Consider the following 18,531-nt stretch of genomic DNA (forward strand, 5'->3'; position numbering starts at 1 on the left):
CCGAGTCGTAAAGCTCAGAAAGCTGTTATTGAACAAAGATATTTAAATCCTGTTCTTGACTCTTGCAGTTAAAAACAGGACATTTTAAATGGTTTATCGCATAGACATTTTAATTGGTGAATAGCAGCATGCCCAGTGGAAACTTGGCATTAAATTCAGCGACACCTTGTTTAGCCATACTATAAATTGAAGCTTTAAAATTAGAAGGTAAGTTTGACTGCTGTGCCCAATTAATTATAGGTGTCATGAGTGCATCCATTACAATGCCTAAAGTCCCATTTAGAATAGGGACACTTTGCACTAAATCTGCTACAGGTGAGCCATTATTAGTTCCTGCAATGGAGGTCACGGAAGCCACTAAATCAGGTCGTACACCTGCAATATAACGTGCAGTTGGGCCACCATGACTGTGACCGATTAAGTTCACTTTAGGTTTTCCTGTAATGGCAATAACCTCTTCCACTTGGTCTAAGAGTTGTTCACCACGAACTTCGATCGACTCGAGTGGTGATATTTGAGAGGCATAAATTGTGGCATTGTGACGTGCGAGGTCTGGTAAGACTTGATACCAATAATCGAGCCCAAAAGTTGCACCGCCTAAGCGGTTAAAGCCGAACATACCATGTACCAGCAAAATCGGATATTTGGTTTCTGCATAATGATCAATTTTTGTTGTGGGCGGAGCTTGTTGTATGCCTGCAGCTGCATGTGCAGCATTTAAACTTAAGCAACTCAAGAGAAGGGTACAGACTATTTTTCCATTCATGGACGGATTCCTTTTTAAACTTTTTTTGTTTTCAATGATGCGTTCAGTTGGGTGGTAGGCGGGGCTGAATTTTTGCTGCATGGATAGGGGTGCAAAAATTATATGTGTGGCTGAGCTATTTGTTTAAATATGTTAGCCACGACATTGCCCCCATTCTTGTTATAAACCTTGCAGTTTTAAGCGATTGGCATGTTGACGGTAAATATCGACTGCGCTCGGTGCGAAAATACTCTTTAAGCCCAACACGTGGTTGATTTCGTCAAAATGATTCCATTTATAGGTATCTCGGATCACTTTACCAAAGCGTGCATCACAGCGTGCTACGACACCATCATTGTCGCCACCGTTATTAATTAACAGTGAAGCTGCCGCGGCAATATAATCGGATGGGTCTAATACGGTATTGAGTGCGTTATTTCCCATAAAGGAGTAATTATAAATGCCAGCTGTGCTGTATGCGCCTTCAGCACAATATGCTGTAGGAACACCAGCAGGGAAGCGTTGATTAAAGGCGGCTGAGCCAGCAATACTTAAGCTTTTGAGGGCGGCTTTTGAGTCATGGGGGAATTCAGTTGGGTTAAGACCTTGTGCAAATGTAATCACAGGCGAGACTAAACTATCGAACACGGCACGGACTGGATATTCTAATGGCGTGTTTTCAATATTTAACACCAGATCTGCAATTTTGGCGCCTTGATTGGGGGAGGCAATGGTGGTCAGTGAGGCAACTTTATTGGGTGCAACGCCTGCAACATAGCGTATGGATTGCCCTCCATGTGAGTGACCAATTAAGTTCACTTTGGGCTGGCCTGTTAGAGCAATAATTTCATCAACCTGCTGGAGTAATTGTTCCCCACGGATCTCGCTTGAATTCATGGGTGAAACAGATGTAGACCAGACATTGCCACCATTACGCGCAAGGTCGGGTAAAATTTGATAGAAATAGTCGACGCCAATAACACTACCGAAACCAAATAAACCATGTGCAAAGACCATTGGATATTTGGTTTGAGCATAGTTGCTGATCTGGGTTTTAGCGCGGGTTTGTTGCGTAGCTGAAGCTGCATAGGTTGGGCTATATGCAATACTAGTGCATAAAGTAAGGCATAGCAGACTTCCTTTGATTTTCTGGTTCATGTCACATCCTTTATTTTTGTTTTGATCTGACAGAGGATGTTGTTACACACTCAGTAAGCATGGTGCTTATGGCGTGTTGACAATACATCATGTCAAAAACAGTATAGGCTGAAAAACAATTAATAATGTGATCTAGTCGACAGAATGCAAAAGTGAAATGTAAATAAAATAAAGAAGCCCAACATGGGGGTTGGGCTTGCGGATTGCTTAAAATATAAGTCTTTATAAACCCTGAAGTTTTAAGCGGTTGGCATGTTGGCGATAAACATCAACAGGATCTGGTGCGAATAAAGCTTTTAAGCCGAGTACTTGGTTAACTTCATCTAGATGGTTCCAATTGTAATTATCACGAATGGTTTTACCAAACTTTGCGCTACATTTAGACACTAAGCCATCATTGTCTTTTCCGCCATCAATGAGCAATGCAGTAACTTTGAGTGCAGAGTCTAAATCTAAAACATTGGTGACTTGACCTACACCTGTAAATGAATAGTTGTAGATGCCTTTTTCTACACTATTACCATCACCACATGCAGTTTTAGGTAGGCCAAGCGGGAATTGGGCATTAAATTTGGCTGAGCCTGCTAAGGTTAAACTACTTCCTCCAGCTAAAGCATCATGTGGATAGCTATTTGGGTCTAAACCTTGTGCCCAAGTAATGGCTTTGGAAACAAAATTCACTGCGCCAACCAATGGCCCTTCAATTGGAGTACCTTCTGCTTTTAAAATAAGGTCCGCCACTGGAGAGCCCTGATGTGGGCCAGCAATACTGGTCAGTGATGCCACGACGTCAGGACGTACCCCAGCGACATAGCGAATTGTTGGGCCACCGTGTGAATGGCCGAGCAAATTGACTTTTGATGCACCAGTTAAAGCACGAATTTCAAGGACTTGCTGTAAGAGCTGTTCACCGCGAACTTCCGTCGAGTTAAAAGGGGATACACGTGTTGCCCAGACATTGGCACCATTACGCGCTAAATCAGGCAAAATTTGATAGAAATAATCCATTCCTAAAGTGTCAGTACCAATACTAATAAAACCGCCCATCCCATGGTTAAAAACAATAGGATATTTTGTTTTGGCATAGCTAGAGCTGACTTTACTTTCAGTCACTTGAGTGGCCTGAGTCGCCATTGCACTGTTGATGCAAAGTAAAGAAATGAGACTCGCGGATAAAATTTTAAATTTCATATTGTGATCATCCTGCATGGTTTTTTAGTTTTATAAATCTGACAATTCAATTTGTCATGAATATAAAAGCAGTCGTAACAATGATTTGCAAACAATGCTGGATGGTCGTTTGAGAGAGTTGTAACAAAGTTTGACAACTTAAAAAACGGGCAAAAAAAAGCCCCTGAATTATTTCAGGGGCCTGATTGTCATGCTTATAAACCTTGAAGTTTTAAGCGGTTTGCATGTTGACGATACAATGCAACAGGGTCTTGAGCAAAGACACCAGTTAAACCAAATAACATGTTTGCGAGGTCTGTATGGTTCAGTTTGTAGCTGTCGTTAATGACTTTACCCATGTACGTGCTACAACGTGACACCATACCGTCGTTGTCTTTGTTGCCATAAGACAATGGCCCTAACTGCATAAGGATTGTGTCTAAATCAAGTAGGTTGGTGGTTTGTGCAACGCCTGTCCATGAGTAGTAGTAAATGCCTTTACGGTCTACATTACTCAAAGATTTATTACAGTTCTCAGTTGCAGACAATACACCATCATTTACAGCTGATTTTGCAACTGTTGCATTGAAATTTGCAGATTCAGTTTGAGTTAATGATTTCATTGATGCATCAAAATCAATGCCCAACTCGGGCTTCAATTGTGCCAGTGCAATCAATGGGCCGACAATATAGTCACCTAAAATATTGAATGCAGTACGGCTCAGCTTATTATTTTGAATGTCATCCGCCACTTTAGAACCGTGGTAAGTACCTGCAACACCTGTAATTGAGGCAATATACTGTGGGCGCGTAGAAGAGACATAAAGTACTGTTGGACCACCGTGTGAGTGACCAATCAAGTTCACTTTATTTTTACCCGTAATTGCCATCACATCTTCAACTTGAGTAATCAGTTGTTCACCACGGTATGCCGTTGTGTTGGCTGGTGATAATTGTGCTGCAAATACAGTTGAACCATTACGTGCCATATCTGGAAGGATTTGGTACCAATAGTCCATGTTAAAGCTTTCATTGCCAATACGTGACCAACCTAACCAACCATGTACCATAAGAATAGGGTATTTGGTTTTAGCATAGTCAGACTTTGCCGTTTCTTTAACTTGTAAAACACTTGGCGCTGCTTGTGTAGTTGCAGTTATACCCATTGTGAAAGTTGCTAATGTTGCTAGAGAGGCCATCTTGGCCATTGTTTTGAAAGATCGCATACACGTTCCTTTGTCTGTGTTGTTGTTATCGCTATTTTTATAAATCACAGCACGCCTGTTTTCATCAAATTTGAATCATTCAAATGGGCTTGAGGAAAAACCAAACGGGTGCTGATTGAACACATGTTAATGCCCAGTTATTTTTCCATGCTGATTTGTTTAAACCATGTCATTTTGGGACATGATATGTCTGTGAATGACATTTATAGTCATAATTTTTGCTTAAAAAACATACTGAAAATAAACATTACAGTGAATGTTATTTCATCAATGTATAGGTGGTTTATTGCTAAAGCAGAATAAGTAAATTTTATTGTCGTTAAAATGGTTTTTAAAACTAAAAAAAGCCCTGTGTTGAAGACCACAGGGCTTTAATGGGTGATACAAGCAAAAGCTTAGTCACTAAATGGGAGTTTTTCACCTTGGTCATGTAGGGTTTCGAAGGTGTTTAAACGAAGTTGGTCTTCTTTGCTTTGGAAGTGTTGACTACGCAATTGTTGAACGGCTTGTTGTTTGGCGCTGTCGCTCATGCCACTTTTCATAATATTGTCGCGTTCTGCCAAGTAACCATTCACATTGTTTTTCCAATCGGTACGCAGGGTATCGAGTGTTTCTAAACGCTGAGTCGCTTCAGGGCCAACTAAGTTTAAGCGCATATTGCGGATTTCCTCTGCTGAACCACCCCGCGCTTTAATGTCTGCAGTCAGTTTTCTTAAGTCTTCTAGCTTATTAATTTGCTCGAGGTTCTCTTTCCAGTCTTCAGGAAGTTCATCAAATAAATCTTTCAGTTTTTTGGCTTTTTCAGTTTCACTGAGTTTTTTATCATGAATGACATCTAAGCGGTTTAGGGTGTACAGGTGATAAGTATTTTCAGTACCAAATAAACCCTCAATTTCATAATCTGAAAAGTGCTGCTTACGCAGGTTTTGGGTACTGCTAAAAATAGCACGGTAGTATTTCGGATCATTTGGATCAATATTAGGTGCTTGTAACTGACCAAGCGCTTCGCGGTAGTCCATATAGCGTTTCCACAAATCTAAAATTTGTGAAAGGGCAGGTTCTTTATGGGTCTTTTGCATATAAGCTTGGAAATCTTTTTTGATTTGATCCAAACTTTTTTCGCCGTATTGGGTAATGAAATATTCAAAACAGTTACGGGTTTGTTCATTCACAATTAATCGGTTAGAACTGTCCATGGTCATCTGGCAGTTAATTTGCGTATCTTGTTGGCTTTTACTCATAAAGCCTGGGCCTGCACTGGCATCGCTTGCCGATACCGTGTTGGCTTCACTATTTGGGTTTAGTGCGACATCTTGATTTTGTTGACTTGCATCTGATGTAGAAGTGTTCGGCGAAAGCCAGAAAATTAAAGCAACGATGGCAATAATGACAGCAACGACAATCAACCATAACTTATTTTTTTGCATATCCTAATGCACCTTATTCCTATTGTATTTGTTTTAGAATCATTTTGGTTGCTCAGAATATGCCATAAAAGTCGTACAAAATCACAGAAATGTTGTAAATATTGGGTTAACATTGCGCAGGATTTCCCTCGCTTAGTGTGATTATGAAAGCATCTTCTCCTAAAATTCAGCGCCGTGCGATTAGTGGCGTATTCCTTCTAAATAAGCCACTTGGTATTAGTTCGAATGGCGCTTTGCAACGTGTTCGCTGGTTGTTCCGTGCGCATAAAGGCGGTCATACAGGTGCGCTTGATCCTTTAGCTTCAGGTCTATTGCCGATTTGTTTAGGAGAGGCCACCAAGTTTTCACATTATTTATTAGACTCAGTAAAACGCTATCAAACCACTGTATTTTTAGGTCATAGCACCACCACAGGTGATGTTGAAGGTGAGGTATTGTTAGAGCAATCCGTCCCTGAACTGACTGAAGCGAAAATTTTGGCTGCCTTGGCTTTGTTTCAGGAGGATATTCAACAAGTCCCACCGATGTATTCGGCTTTAAAAAAGGAAGGCCGTCCTTTGTATGAATTGGCACGTCAAGGAATTGAGATTGAGCGTGAAGCACGTCCAATACATATTGAAGCGATCGTATTACTGTCATATACAGAGAATAGTATTACTTTAGATGTGACATGCTCAAAAGGAACCTATATTCGTGTCTTGGGTGAAGATATTGCAAAAGCTTTAGGCACATACGGGCATTTAACCTATTTACATCGGATTAAAACTGGTCCCTTCGAGCTGATTCCAAGCTATACCATTGAGTATTTGGAAAGTTTGACTGAGGAAGAGCGTGAGGCCTTGTTATTGCCTGCACATGCACCTGTATCACACTTAGTTCAAGTCCAAGTACCAGAAGGTCGTACAGAATATTTCAGTCGTGGCATGGAAAGTAATATTGAGCATGAGGCTGTGGCAGAAGCTTTGGTGTTTGATGGTGAAAAATGTTTAGGCTTGGCTGAAATTACCGCGCAAAAACGTTTGGTTCCTAAACGCGTTTTAAATTTGTAGTTCTCCCATTTGTTTTAATAAAAGGTCAATCTTGTGGACATTGAAATCATCCTGACGCTGCTGTTTTTTGCGTTCTTTGCAGGCGCAATCGATGCGGCAGTCGGTGGGGGTGGCTTAATTCAAATTCCAGCTATTATGAATGCGATGCCACAGCTGTCACCTGCGACAGTTTTTGGTACCAATAAGCTTTCATCTATTTTTGGTACAGCTTCGGCATCAGTGACGTTTTTACGTCAAGTGAAGCTACGTTGGAAATTACTCGCAGTAATCGCCAGTTGTGCTTTTGTCGCATCGTTTGCAGGTGCGGCCTGTGTATCGATGGTGCCTAAAGAAGTCCTGCGTCCGTTTGTACTTTTCATGCTGATCATTATTGCGATTTATACATTTTGTAAAAAGCAATTTGGCCAAGTCCATGTTCGCCAAGAATTAACACCAAAAATATTACTATTGGCTGCAGTTGGTAGCTTAGCCATTGGCTTTTATGACGGGATTTTTGGGCCGGGTACGGGCAGTTTCTTCATCTTCTTTTTTATTCGTTATTTAAAAGCTGACTTTTTGCATGCATCGGCGCTGTCTAAAATTGCCAATTTAACCACCAATTTAGCCGCGCTCAGCTTTTTTGCACCCACTGGGCATGTGTTATTTGCTGTTGGGGGCATGATGGCTGTGGCCAATATTTTGGGTTCCATTGTTGGGGTAAAAGCTGCGCTGAAATATGGCAGTGGTTTTATTCGAATATTGTTCTTGGTATTGGTGAGTATTTTAATTGTACGTTTGGGCTATCAAATGATCATGGGTGAAGCCTAAACAAAATGCTTACAAAAGCGCACTGATTTAGCGTGTGAAAAAAGGCTAGCCTGAAATTGATTGGGCTGGCTTTTTTTTATGCCCACTACAATTGCATTTATATATTTGGATTGAACATATAGCCCAGCATCAGAGGTCATTAGCAAAATGAATATATTTGAAGCTTTACGCCAAAGTCATGAAAAACAACGCGAACTTGCAGAGCAGTTACTCCATACGTCAGGCGATACACCCGAACGCCGTGAACTGTTTGATCGTTTAAAAAATGAATTATTTGCCCATGCAGTAGGGGAAGATCGCTATTTATATATTCCACTGATGATGACGGATTCAGGGCTAAACATTAGCCGCCATGCGCTGGCTGAACATCATAAAATGGATGAACTCCTCGAACAGTTGACCGATACTGAATTTAGCAATCCGGGCTGGTTGACGATTGCCAAAAAGCTGGCAGAAACCGTTCATCATCATTTGCAAGAAGAGGAGCATGGCTTCTTTCAACAAGCGGGTAAAATATTAGATGCCAAGCAAAAAGAGACTTTGGCAACGCAGTATTTAGCTGAGTATCAAAAATATAAAAAAGCAGATAAAGACAGCCTGACAGGATAAAGATTGAAAAGACTACACATGAAAAGAGCGCATGCGCTCTTTTTTTGAATCAGTGAAAACTGTTGCGATGGAGAATTAGGCTTAACTCGACGGGTTCACTTTTTGCTGTGAGCGCAAGGTTACACCGACTGAAGCAATCATCACGCAAAATAGTGCGATCCACTGCAATGTTCCAATTTTTTCTCCAAGTAACAACAGGCCAGTTAAGGCAGCTAAGGCTGGAGATAAGCTAGACAGTGTACCGTAACTCAACTTGCTGAGGACTTTCAGTGCTTTTAAATCCAGCGCATAAGGAATGGCTGTCGCAAGAACTGCAATTGCCAGCGCTTTACCCCAGTATTGTGTTTCTAGCAATGCAGGCGCATCACGGTACAAGCCAATAGGCAGTAGGCTAAGTGCAGATAAGGTGATGGCAATGGTCAGAGCATGCATGCCGATATTTTGATGCACAACTTTTTGCCCAAAATAAATATAAAAGGCCCAACATAAGCCAGCACCCAAAGCGCAGGCAGCACCAATGATTGAAAAGTCACTGCCTGAGGTTTGGCCCCAAGGCACCATCAATGCAATGCCTGTCATGGCCAAGAGCACCCAAATATAATCGCTACGTCGCTGAATAGAGAGCAGTGCCAGACCGAGTGGGCCAATGAATTCGAGTCCAACAGCAATCCCTTGTGGGAGCTTGCCCAAAGACATATAAAACAAGACATTCATGAGGCAAAGGGCCGCGCTGTAGCACAGCAGATCATGCCACTTTAAAAAAGATAAGCGCTTTAAAATTTGCCATGAGCGAAACATGAAACAGACAATTAAAGAAGCAAAGCACAAGCGTAGAATAGTGACGGACAGGGGATCGAGCACCAGAAACAATTGCTTCGCAAAAGATGCGCTAATTTGATAAGAGATCATGGACAGTACCATGAACAAGACTGCAATAAGTTGTGCGTTTGGCATAGCCACTCTGCATCTGAACTGGACTGAACACGTGTGGGCAGTATAGCAAAAATATATTTGGCAAGTGGGCTCAATGGGCTTTGAACTTGCTTGTTATATCATGTGAATAATATTGTTTAATTGAACATAATGTAAATAATATCAATAATATGCTGCTTTTTGAAATTATATAAAAACCGAGAAATATAAATGAAATTAAAACAACACGCACATGCGGTGATGGTCGCATGTATTTTAGCTGTGCCTTTGGTGGGCTGTGGCTCGGGCTCAGGTGATGGCTCAGGCAATGAAGTAATTGTGGAAAAATCAGTAAGTGCATTGGTACAAACTGCGACAGGTTCAGCATTGATTGGTGCTGAAATTGGTATCAATGGTCAAAGTTTTACGACCGATGCCTCTGGAAATGCCCAATTTAAAGTGAAATTACCACAGAGCACGAAAATGGTTGTGGTCAGCTTTAAAAAAGCAGGATTTATTAGCCAGTCTGTAGAAGTAAAAGTAGATGAACTTGCACAGATTTCGGCGAATCTGTTACCGATTAAGCAGACTATGACTGTTGCGAATATTGAAGAAGGACAAGTAATTCAATCTGCTTTTATGAATGCGCAAATTTCTATTCCTGCCAATGCTTTTGTATTGCTAAATGGACAGCCTGCAACGGGCGCCGTAACGGTTGAATTGACGCCTTGGGATATTCAAAGTAGTGATTTAAATGCAATGCCAGCCAATGGTGTGGCAGTTGATGCCAAAGGCAATCCTGCAACATTAATTAGTGCGGGTATGCTAACGGCAACATTTACCGACAGCACAGGGCAAAAATTACAGCTTAAAACGGGTGTAAGTGCCGATATACAAATGGATTTACCATTGAATAGTGTGAATAACCAAGCCATGACGGTGGGTACCAGTATTCCAATGTGGTACTTCGATATTACTAAAGGTAAATGGGTTGAAGAAGGTACACCGGGTACTGTCGTGGCATCGCCACTTTCTGCGACAGGCTTAGCAGTAAAAGCAACTGTAAGTCATTTCTCTACATGGAACTGGGACTTTAAATTTGAAAACCCAGCTTCAGTCAATGTGAAATGTAAGTCAGCAAGCACCTATGTGCCATGTCATATTACTGCGCTTGTGGAACTTAAAGATGGTTCTGGTTTGACCAAAACGACGTCTATTTCAGAAAATGGCGTTGATATTATTAATATGCCAACAGAAGGCCAAATTCACTGGTCAGCTAAAGATACGACAGGCACTTTAATTGGTTCAGTGACTTCACAATTACCAAATGATAAAACCGTGGTGATTGATTTGGGCATTCCTGCAACCAGTAATAAAGTACAATGTGTGCTTGAAGATGGTACAGCCGTAGAGTGTAGTGGTGAGTTCACTACAAAAGTGGGAACAAGCTATCAAGCAATCGAGTTTAATGCACCTAAAGAAGGTGTACGCGTGATGAGTGGCTTGAAATCAAGCAATGATTCATTAGTATGGTCAGCGAAAACAGCCATTACTTTACAAGCTGGGCAGTGGGTACGTTATGTGGGCGCAGCGGTTTCAAATAGCAAAGCCGATGTAAAAATTACCTTAAAAGACAAAGAAATTGTGGCTGCTGCTCAAGGCCTTGGTTTTTATGTGCAATGTACGTCTGGTTATGATTACAACACAGGTAAATTGAATGTAAGCAATCCACTCTTGGTGGGTAAGCCATGTGAAATTGAAATGAATGTGTATGTGGATCAATTTAATGCAGCTACGCATAAATTGTATTTTAGTGTGCCGTATGGTGAGAAAAAGCTGATTCATTTACCAAACCAATATGCAGGTTTTGCAGGCTTAGATGAAGGCATGATTAGTAGCTTGAGTTTGAAAGGTCGTATGCTACAAGGTACCTATTGTGGATCTAACTGGGCAGAAGGGTTTAAGCGTGATGCATTGCCAACTTTAATGGTGGCTTTGTATGGTGGTAATGATCCAGTTGAAACTGATACCGCATTCTGTGTAGAACCAAGTTAAGGTTGCTATAACTGAGTTGTTTAGAACCGCGTTTTGCTTTTCAGTCAAACGCGGTTTTTTATTGGTAAAATTAGAATTCAGCAATTTTGGATTAGTTTTGCGCTGTTTTATGTTTTTGCATTGTGATGGTACAGCCAATGGAAGCGCTAATAATGACAGCAAGCGCCAGCCATTGTGTCCACAATAAATGCTCACCCAAAAATACAAAACCAGACAAAGCCGCAACAGCAGGTTCTAGACTCATCAGCGTGCCAAAACTTAAGGCGCTTAAATTACGTAGCGCAATCATTTCTAATGTAAAGGGCAAAGCACTGGCCAATACAGCCAAGCCTATAAAATACAATAAGCTGACGGGTTCAAAGGTATGTGCGGGCATTCCTGCAAATAAGGCCATAGGCATTAGCATACACATGCCGACAAACATGCCAAGGCAAACTGTATGATTACCTGAAACGCCAGAAGGTTTTTGGCCTGCAATAATATATAAAGCCCAACATGCACCTGCGCCTAAGGCAAGTGCGATGCCAATTGGATCGAGGGTTTGTGCGGCTTGGTCAAAAGGGAATAATAAAATGAGGCCTAAAATGGCAAGGCCAACCCAGATCAGGTCAAACTTACGACGTATTGCAAACAGTGCAACACTTAATGGACCAATAAATTCAAAAGAGACAGCAATGCCAAGCGGGAGACGATCAAGCGACAAGTAAAATAGAATATTCATGCCTGCCAAAGCTAAACCGTAGCTGAGGATGGATGACCATTTTAGCTGTCGAAAATTGATCTGCCAGATTTTAAAAATAAGCGCCAAAATTAAAGTACCCAGCAACAAACGCATTGCGGATACGGTCAAAATGGGAAATTGCCCAAAAAGATATTTGGCAAATGAGCCACTACTTTGCATGCTGATCATCGCGATGAGTAAGATCAGAGGGGCTTGCACAGTAGGGCTGATTTTAAAATTTGGCATAAACTAAATTTGATTCGATCACTCGAATAGCGGGAGAGAGACAATAGCCTAATTTTTAAATGTTACAAAAATAAAAAACCACAGCTCGAAAGCTGTGGTTTTAAAACCGCAGTAGAATTAGAACAATACGCGTACGCGGATTGTGCCTTCAACTTCATGCAGTGTATCAAGTGCTTCTTGAGAAGCAGTTGCGTCAACATCCATTACGAGGTAACCAACATCGCCTTTAGTCATTAAAGACTGACCAGAAATGTTAATGCCGTGTTCTGCAAACAAGTTGTTGATTTTAGACAACACGCCAGGCACGTTTTTGTGAATGTGAAGCAAACGGTGTTTGCCTTCAGTCAACGGAAGTGCGATTTCTGGGAAGTTCACAGCAGATAAAGTCATACCTTTATCTGAGTAAGCAACGAATTTTTCACCCACTTCTAAACCAATGTTTGCTTGCGCTTCGATGGTTGAACCACCTACGTGCGGTGTCAAAATTACGTTTGGAATGTTGCGTAGTGGAGAAACAAATTCTTCACCGTTTGCTTTAGGCTCTTTCGGGAATACGTCAACTGCAGCACCAGCGATGTGGCCTGATTTAAGCGCATCAGCAAGGTCTTCAATCACAACACATGTACCACGTGCAGCATTGATGAAGATTGAACCTTCTTTCATTTGTGCAAATTGTTCTTTGGTCATGAAGTTACGTGTAGACGGAACATCAGGAACGTGTAGAGATACAACGTCTGCATTTGCAAGAAGTTCGCCTAGAGTACCTACTTGACGTGCATTACCTAGCGGTAATTTAGTTACTGTGTCGAAGTAAATTACTTTCATACCCATGCTTTCTGCAAGCACAGAAAGTTGAGAACCGATTGAACCGTAACCAACGATACCTAGAGTCTTACCACGAGTTTCAAACGAACCTACAGCAGATTTGTTCCAACCGCCTGCATGTGTATCTGTAGATTTTTCAGGTACACGGCGAAGAAGAAGAATCGCTTCAGCAAGTACAAGTTCAGCCACTGAACGAGTATTTGAGTATGGTGCGTTAAATACTGGAATACCGCGAACCATCGCAGCGTTCAAGTTCACTTGGTTTGTACCAATACAGAAACAACCCACAGCAATTAGTTTGTTCGCAGCTTCAAATACTTCTTCAGTAAGTTGTGTACGCGAACGAATACCAATGAAGTGCGCATCTTTGATCGCTTCTTTCAGCGCATCACCCTCAAGCGCTGTTTTACGGTAATCAATATTTGTGTATCCGGCAGCATTTAATGTGTCGATCGCGTTTTGGTGAACGCCTTCTAACAACAAGAAACGAATTTTATCTTTAGGCAAAGAAAGATGTTGGCTCATTACGGCTCCGCTACAAAGGCCAAATTTAGTGCGCATATCATAGCATAGCAATTAGGGCTATATACATTTCCTTTATGACGCTACAATCGTCTATTTGGGCAAATTTGCTGTCATTAATTGTCGTTGCAGGTCTAATTAACTGTGTAATTTACAAAGTGACATTTACAAAATGCTGATTTCTGCGGGTTTCCGTTTAAAAATGCCTTATAATATGGCTTCGTGAAAAACGCCAATGCCATATCGTTGGTTTAATCTTCACAATGTGTCTAGGTTTTATTCAGCTAAAAATTGCTAGACAGCGAATAAACCGAGGCACCGAACACCACTTGTTTAATCCTTGCAAGGTCTGAAAACGATGAATGCTCCAGTCGCTTTAACCCCAGAGTTATTGACCCAATTGACCGCTATTGTTGGCGAAAATCGCATTAAAACAGATGCAGATAGTCTCGAAAATTGGGGACGTGACCATACTAAGCACTTCGATCCAAATCCATCGGTAATCGTTTTTCCATCAACGACTGAGCAAGTACAAGCAATTGTAAAACTTGCGAACCAATTTAATGTTGCGATCACGCCAAGTGGCGGTCGTACAGGTTTATCAGCAGGTGCTGTGGCTGCCAACGGTGAAATCGTGGTCAGCATGGACAAGATGAACCAAATTTTAGAATTCTTCCCAGCTGACCGCATGGTTCGCGTTCAAGCAGGTGTGGTGACTGAACAACTTCAGAACTATGCCGAAGAACAGGGCATGTACTATCCAGTAGACTTTGCTTCTGCGGGTTCAAGCCAAATTGGCGGCAACATTGGTACCAATGCTGGCGGTATTAAAGTAATTAAATACGGCATGACACGTAACTGGGTGTTAGGTCTGACTGTAGTCACAGGTAAAGGTGACATCCTTCGCTTGAACAAAGGCATGATCAAGAACGCGACGGGTTATGCGCTGCAGCATTTATTCATTGGTGGTGAAGGTACGCTTGGTTTAGTGACTGAAGCTGAAATTAAGCTTGAGCGCCAGCCGCAAGACTTGCAAGTGATGGTCTTGGGTGTACCTGACTTTGAAGCAGTTATGCCAGTACTTCATGCTTTCCAAGCAAAAATTGACCTAACTGCATTTGAGTTCTTTGGTGAAGTGGCAATGCAGAAAGTGCTTGCTAACGGCCATGTACAGCGTCCATTTGAAACTGAATGCCCGTTCTATGTACTTCTTGAATTTGAAGCGCCATTTGAGCCGATTATGGACAAGGCGATGGAAATTTTTGAGCACTGCATGGAACAAGGTTGGGTACATGATGGCGTGATGAGCCAAAGCCTAGACCAAGTGCATAGCTTATGGCGTTTACGTGAAGACATTTCTGAGTCAATTGCGCCATTTACGCCGTACAAAAACGACATTTCAGTACTTATTACACACGTACCTGCGTTTATTAAAGAAATTGATGCAATTGTTGCTGAAAACTACCCAGACTTTGAAATCTGCTGGTTCGGTCATATTGGTGACGGCAACTTGCACTTGAACATTTTAAAACCTGAGAATTTAAGCAAAGATGAATTCTTTGGTAAGTGCCAAGTGGTGAACAAGTACGTATTTGAAACTGTGAAAAAATACGACGGTTCAATTTCTGCAGAACACGGTGTAGGCATGACCAAAAAGCCATACTTAGACTACACCCGTTCAGCGGAAGAAATTGAATACATGAAAGCGCTTAAGCAAGTATTTGACCCGCAAGGCATTATGAACCCAGGTAAATTGTTTGATCTTTAATTTAAAAGATTAAGAATTTTAAAACGCATCTTCGGATGCGTTTTTTATGGAACGTGTGGCATGCTTGCCACACTCGCGTATCTTGCACTTGTATTATTTAAAACTGAACTTGGCGCAGTAGCGAGGCTTACATTTACCAAATAGAGTAAGCGGGTAGAATAAGGCATCATGCACTGTATGGATGTTTGTTGATTGGGATAGAATGATGAAAACAAGTCTAATGACAGTTACAGCAGTATGTGCGCTGATGTTTACGGGTTGCGCGACCACACAAAAAATTGCCAATAAAGTGAATATTGGCGGTTCGGATACGCCATTGGCACAGGTGTTAAAAGAGCGTGATGATTTGCGTAAGGAATTAAGTACGGTTGAAATCCGTCAGTACTTTAACCGTGTGGAGTCGCCAACGGCCGCTGAAGTGAAAGTGACTGAAACGGGTTTAATGGATGATTCTGTAAAATCGGTTCGTACGGTGTACCGTTTTAAAAATGTAGACGGGCAGTGGAATAGAGTAGGTACATCTAAAGAGTTCCAATGCTATCGCGGTAAAAACACCAAGGCTTTCCAAACAGCGAAATGCCCTTAATAAATCTTTGATTTATGGTTGAAAATTAGGCGAATGTGCCTCATAAAAAGCGTATCAGTTGATGCGCTTTTTTATTGGGGTTTTATAAGAACAATGAATATTTTGATTGTGGGGAACGGCTTTGATTTGTCGCATTATTTGCCAACGAAGTACGACCATTTTATGGTTGCTATGGATGCAATAGAAAAGTGGGATGAAACTAAAGGTGATATGGGGTTTGATGATCTTTTTGGAAATCTGTATGAAAAAGAAGATTATTTCTTTGGATATACAAAGGCAATGTATAAAACAGACGAAATTAAAATTTCACTTGATCAAATTGAAGTGTTGAAAGAGCAACTGAAAGATAATGTGTGGTATCAGTATTTTTCAGATCATGTAAGAGAGGTGAAAACATGGATTGATTTTGAAACTAAAATTAAAAAAGCATTAGAAGTAGTTTTTAATTTTTTTGAACAAGTTGAAAACCTGCAAAAGAAGACAGATTGGTTTGGTTTGGAAATACATCACAGAGAAAGTGAATATTCAATAGATAATATTGTTTTAAGGAAAAATGAAAGTTATATATTAAGCATACTAAAAATTTTAAAAGGAAATTTTTATTATACAACGCTGAAGGATAGTGATATGCCATGGGGTGATTGTGAAAAGGATGAGGTGCAACGCACAGATGATTGGAATGAATGTCACTATAAATTAAATGAAATTTACACAACGAATTTTAAATCTTATAATGAGTTTAATTTTCAATATGTTGTAAATGATTTGCAACTTTATTTGGATCGGTTTATTGTTTTGTTTAAGGACTATTTAAGTATTTTAGAGTGTTTGAATCTACAAAATAAGATTAAAAAAAATGAAATATTTAATGATAGAAACTTGTTGAAAATATATTCATTTAATTATACGAAGACACCAGAGAAAATTTATAATGTTAAGAGAATTGATTTTTTACATGGGAATATTGAAAGTTCTAATATAGTTTTAGGTGTGTCTGATTTAAGTGTAAATATTTTAGAAAAATATAATTTTTATGGTTTTACCAAATATCATCAGAAAATTTTCAAAAAGACAAATTATAAATTTTTATATGAAAACTTAGTTAAAATTAATGACACTAGGGAAAATATAGATTTTTGGAGCAATTCAATGATTACAGATACATGGAAAAGCCCTGAGCAAATATCGAGTGATCAACGTGCTTTACATCAATGGAGAACAGAACTTAAAGAAATGCAAGGATGCATATACATATGGGGGCATTCTTTAGATGTATCTGATGAAAATTACATAAAGGAAATTTTTTCAATAAATTCTGAAAAATATAAAAATTTTGAAGTTGTTATTTTCTCATTTGGAAAGCAGGCATATTTCGATCATTTATGTAATTTGATTCACATTTTAGGTAGAGAGAAAGTTGAATTATGGATGAAAAAAGGTTGGCTAAAATTTGAAGAGAATCCTGATATTGCAAAGCTTAATGGGATAGAGCCTGTAGATTTACCCAAAATATCAGCATCCTAAAACTGCGACACTGAAAACCACTTAGCCTATCGAATCCCTGTACTTGATAGGCTAAGATCAAAGCATCAAAAAGAATGCATACAACAAAATGAAAACCCTCGCCTTTATTCATAACACCACAACCCAATCTGCTGTAGGTGACTTCTCCCCAGTCACCTCAGTCTTTTCCCATTACGAACTGGGCAATACCGTTTCACCTTTTTTACTGCTCAACCACCTAGGCCCCGGCACACTCAAACCCACCCAACTGCGTAAAGGTGTAGACGAACACCCGCACCGCGGTTTTGAAACCGTCACCATCATGTTTAAAGGTGAACTCGAACACCGCGACACCACAGGCGGTGGGGGCGTGATTTACACAGGCGATGTACAGTGGATGACGGTAGCCTCAGGCATACAGCATAAAGAAGTGTTTAGCGAAGCATTTTCCAAAACAGGCGGCCCATTTGAAATGCTCCAGCTGTGGGTCAACTTGCCAGCCAAAGACAAAATGAACCCGCCACGCTACCAAAGCTTAAGGAATAACAGCATTCCTAAAGCGGCATTTGCCGATGATGCAGGCTATGTGCGTGTGATTGCAGGGGAATATGCAGGCCATGTCGGGCCAGCAGAAACCCATACGCCTATGCAAGTCTATGATGTATTTATCAAACAAGGCCAAACCGTACAGCTACCTGCACAGGCGGGAGATACCACACTCATCTATATGCGCTCAGGCCGTGCAGTATTTGCAGCAAGCGCTGATGAACTGGAAGACAATCACATGGCGGTGATGTCCAGCTTAGGTGAGCATGTTGAAATAACCGCACAGCGTGACTGCGCAATTTTGTATTTAAGTGCTGCGCCTTTAAATGAGCCGATTTATGGTCGTGGTTACTTTGTGATGAACAGCTATGAACAAATACTACAATGCTATGAAGATTTAAAAAATGGCACATTTATACACAGCCCAGCAGAGGGCAGTTAATGTCATCAAGCTGAAAAAATCACGGCATACAATTTAAATAAACACTGCTAAACTGACAGAACTTAAAGCATGCTCCATGCAACTTTAAGTTCTATTATTGAATACACCACTTTCTCTTTTTATAAGCACCTTGTGAATACGGTGCAATACAGCATATTTCGCACAGCTTTTTATTTTAATGAATTACAGTGCCTGCCATTGGGCTGGAGTGTCT

16 protein-coding genes are annotated in these 18,531 nt (G+C 40.7%); 8 read left to right on the forward strand and 8 right to left on the reverse strand.

Going from position 1 to position 18,531, the window contains the following annotated elements; genetic code table 11:
- Positions 1-109 precede the first annotated feature (109 nt).
- From DYI81_RS09260 to DYI81_RS09280, 5 genes are all read right to left on the reverse strand, one after another.
- Complete coding sequence (locus tag DYI81_RS09260) at positions 110-766, reverse strand: alpha/beta fold hydrolase (protein WP_117007397.1); 657 nt, start codon at positions 764-766, stop codon at positions 110-112.
- 159 nt (positions 767-925) lie between these two features.
- Positions 926-1,891: a triacylglycerol lipase gene (locus tag DYI81_RS09265; RefSeq protein WP_240627385.1), complete on the reverse strand. Its 966-nt coding sequence runs from the start codon at positions 1,889-1,891 to the stop codon at positions 926-928.
- Positions 1,892-2,125: 234 nt separating this feature from the next.
- Entirely contained in the window at positions 2,126-3,094 is a 969-nt protein-coding gene (locus tag DYI81_RS09270) for a triacylglycerol lipase (protein WP_106983969.1), read from the reverse strand.
- Positions 3,095-3,288: 194 nt separating this feature from the next.
- Entirely contained in the window at positions 3,289-4,299 is a 1,011-nt protein-coding gene (locus tag DYI81_RS09275; RefSeq protein WP_117007399.1) for a triacylglycerol lipase, read from the reverse strand.
- A 395-nt stretch (positions 4,300-4,694) separates the two neighbouring features.
- The gene (locus DYI81_RS09280) at positions 4,695-5,726 is read right to left on the reverse strand and encodes a lipase secretion chaperone (protein WP_117007400.1); all 1,032 of its coding nucleotides are present in this window, start codon (positions 5,724-5,726) and stop codon (positions 4,695-4,697) included.
- Positions 5,727-5,869: 143 nt separating this feature from the next.
- Between DYI81_RS09280 and truB the strand changes: the two genes are divergently transcribed.
- From truB to DYI81_RS09295, 3 genes are all read left to right on the forward strand, one after another.
- Positions 5,870-6,775 (forward strand): tRNA pseudouridine(55) synthase TruB, encoded by a 906-nt coding sequence (gene truB / locus DYI81_RS09285; protein ID WP_117007401.1) that lies wholly within the window; start codon positions 5,870-5,872, stop codon positions 6,773-6,775.
- 33 nt (positions 6,776-6,808) lie between these two features.
- Entirely contained in the window at positions 6,809-7,582 is a 774-nt protein-coding gene (locus DYI81_RS09290) for a TSUP family transporter (protein ID WP_117007402.1), read from the forward strand.
- Between the two features lie 147 nt (positions 7,583-7,729).
- Positions 7,730-8,191: a hemerythrin domain-containing protein gene (locus DYI81_RS09295; protein ID WP_117007403.1), complete on the forward strand. Its 462-nt coding sequence runs from the start codon at positions 7,730-7,732 to the stop codon at positions 8,189-8,191.
- An 81-nt stretch (positions 8,192-8,272) separates the two neighbouring features.
- Here the strand turns inward: DYI81_RS09295 and DYI81_RS09300 are convergent, their stop codons facing one another.
- Positions 8,273-9,145 carry an EamA family transporter gene (locus tag DYI81_RS09300; protein ID WP_106983975.1) on the reverse strand — a complete coding sequence of 291 codons (873 nt, stop codon included), beginning with the start codon at positions 9,143-9,145 and terminating at the stop codon, positions 8,273-8,275.
- A gap of 189 nt (positions 9,146-9,334) precedes the next feature.
- Here DYI81_RS09300 and DYI81_RS09305 point away from each other — a divergent pair, with 189 nt between their 5' ends.
- Positions 9,335-11,158 carry a hypothetical protein gene (locus tag DYI81_RS09305; RefSeq protein ID WP_117007404.1) on the forward strand — a complete coding sequence of 608 codons (1,824 nt, stop codon included), beginning with the start codon at positions 9,335-9,337 and terminating at the stop codon, positions 11,156-11,158.
- A gap of 91 nt (positions 11,159-11,249) precedes the next feature.
- Here the strand turns inward: DYI81_RS09305 and DYI81_RS09310 are convergent, their stop codons facing one another.
- Positions 11,250-12,125 (reverse strand): EamA family transporter, encoded by an 876-nt coding sequence (locus DYI81_RS09310; RefSeq protein WP_106983977.1) that lies wholly within the window; start codon positions 12,123-12,125, stop codon positions 11,250-11,252.
- A 117-nt stretch (positions 12,126-12,242) separates the two neighbouring features.
- A complete protein-coding gene (gene serA / locus DYI81_RS09315; protein WP_106983978.1) occupies positions 12,243-13,475 on the reverse strand; it encodes a phosphoglycerate dehydrogenase in 1,233 nt (410 codons plus the stop codon).
- A 355-nt stretch (positions 13,476-13,830) separates the two neighbouring features.
- Here serA and DYI81_RS09320 point away from each other — a divergent pair, with 355 nt between their 5' ends.
- The 4 genes from DYI81_RS09320 to DYI81_RS09335 all read left to right on the forward strand — a co-directional run bounded on the left by DYI81_RS09320 (position 13,831) and on the right by DYI81_RS09335 (position 18,317).
- Positions 13,831-15,240: an FAD-binding oxidoreductase gene (locus DYI81_RS09320; protein WP_117007405.1), complete on the forward strand. Its 1,410-nt coding sequence runs from the start codon at positions 13,831-13,833 to the stop codon at positions 15,238-15,240.
- Between the two features lie 202 nt (positions 15,241-15,442).
- On the forward strand, positions 15,443-15,826 hold the full coding sequence (locus DYI81_RS09325; RefSeq protein ID WP_117007460.1) for a hypothetical protein: 384 nt from the start codon (positions 15,443-15,445) through the stop codon (positions 15,824-15,826).
- 93 nt (positions 15,827-15,919) lie between these two features.
- Entirely contained in the window at positions 15,920-17,350 is a 1,431-nt protein-coding gene (locus tag DYI81_RS09330) for an AbiH family protein (RefSeq protein WP_117007461.1), read from the forward strand.
- Between the two features lie 88 nt (positions 17,351-17,438).
- On the forward strand, positions 17,439-18,317 hold the full coding sequence (locus DYI81_RS09335; protein WP_117007406.1) for a pirin family protein: 879 nt from the start codon (positions 17,439-17,441) through the stop codon (positions 18,315-18,317).
- Positions 18,318-18,531: the final 214 nt, after the last annotated feature.

This window comes from Acinetobacter sp. SWAC5, assembly GCF_003419885.1.
Taxonomy (GTDB): Bacteria; Pseudomonadota; Gammaproteobacteria; order Pseudomonadales; family Moraxellaceae; genus Acinetobacter; species Acinetobacter cumulans.